This is a genomic window from Pseudomonas sp. AGC41 (genome assembly GCF_057334555.1).
This window is the reverse complement of the sequence record NZ_JBHFJB010000121.1, coordinates 1-1650: the sequence shown is the minus strand read 5'-3', so window position 1 is coordinate 1650 and position 1650 is coordinate 1. Positions and strand designations below refer to the sequence as shown.

At 61.2% G+C, this 1650-nt stretch carries 1 protein-coding gene; it reads right to left on the bottom strand.

From position 1 onward, the window contains the following. Positions 1-177 precede the first annotated feature (177 nt). The gene (locus ACE04F_RS21255; protein WP_486109765.1) at positions 178-1458 is read right to left on the bottom strand and encodes a serine/threonine transporter; all 1281 of its coding nucleotides are present in this window, start codon (positions 1456-1458) and stop codon (positions 178-180) included. Positions 1459-1650 lie beyond the last annotated feature (192 nt).

The following is a 1650-nucleotide window of genomic DNA, read 5'->3' as shown; positions in this document are numbered from 1 at the left end:
AAGACGGCGGCACAGCCAACATCCCTGCCAACTCGCGAGCAAGCTCGCTCCCACCTTGGACTGCGGATAGACGCAGGTCCTCTGAACACCTTGGCCTCTGTGGGAGCGAGCCTGCTCGCGAAGACGGCCGGACAGCCAACATCCATGCCGGCTGAGCAACCTTCCCACTTTGAGCCATCAGACCATCAGGGAATAGACCAGCGCCGTAATCGCCACCAACCCCACCAGCACCACAAAAACGTTGGACGCCTGGCCACGATAACGGGCCATCGCCGGGACTTTGCGGATGGCGTACATCGGCATCAGGAACAGGATCGCCGCGATGACCGGGCCGCCCAGGGTTTCGATCATGCCGAGAATGCTCGGGTTGAGCGTGGCGACAATCCAGCACACCACCAGCATGAACGCGGCGGTCAGCCGATCGAGAGTCTTGGGCGCCGGGCGGCGACCGCTCTTGACGACCAGACCCTTGAGGCCTTCGCTGGCGCCGATGTAATGCCCCAGGAATGACTTGGAAATCGCCACGAAGGCAATCAGCGGTGCCGCGAAGGCGATGGTCGGGTTGCTGAAATGATTGGCCAGGTACGACAGGATCGACAGGTTCTGCGCCTTGGCCTCGGCCAGTTGCGCCGGAGACAGGGTCAGCACGCAGCTGAACACGAAGAACAGCACCATCACCACCATCAGCACATGGGCACGCGACAGGATCTGCGCACTGCGTTCCTCGGCGTTGGCACCGTAGCGACGCTTCTGGTCCACCGCGAATGCCGAGATGATCGGCGAATGGTTGAACGAGAACACCATCACCGGGATCGCCAGCCACAGGGTGTGCAGCAATGCTGGAGGTTCAGGCACTGTGGAAGCGGTGGTGAGGATGCCGCCGTTCCAGTGCGGGATCAGGAACACCGCGAGGAACAGCAGCGCGACGATGAACGGGTAGACCATCAGGCTCATGGCCTTGATGATCGCTTGCTCGCCGCAGCGCACCACTGTCAGCAGGCCGAGGATCAGCACCAGCGACAACACGGCCCGAGGTGGCGGCTGGATGTGCAACTGATGCTCCAGGAAACTGCCCACCGTATTGGTCAACGCCACGCTATAAATCAGCAGAATCGGAAAGATCGCAAAAAAGTACAGAAGCGTGATCAACGCGCCGGCCTTGATGCCGAAATGCTCTTCCACTACCTCAGTGATGTCTGCGCCGTCGCGGCCAGACAACACGAAGCGGGCCAGCCCACGGTGAGCGTAGAAGGTCATGGGAAACGCCAGCAAGGCCAGGATCAGCAGCGGCCAGAAACCACCGAGGCCGGCATTGATCGGCAGGAACAGCGTGCCGGCACCGATCGCGGTGCCAAACAGGCCCAGCATCCAGGTCGTGTCATGGCGGCTCCATTCGCCGAGGGTGGCTGGGGCTGTCGTTTCAAAGCGCTCTTCAACGCTGTTGGCCTGATCATTCATCCGGTCGGATCTCCGCATTCCGGTCATATGCACCCGGCCGGGACGAGTCGGAAAAACCCGACAGGCAGCGCCCGTGGCCGAAACAGGGCCGCGATTGTCCGGGATTCATGAACAGAAGCAAAGACTTAGCTGAGGAGTGGTTATCCGGAGCAGTTCATCGATGGAGAAATTGCCCCCCACATTCCCTGTGGG

Coding starts and splice junctions, on each gene's coding strand:
- ACE04F_RS21255 (WP_486109765.1), bottom strand. CDS start 1,458: ATGAATGATCAGGCCAACAGCGTTGAAGAGCGCTTTGAAACGACAGCC.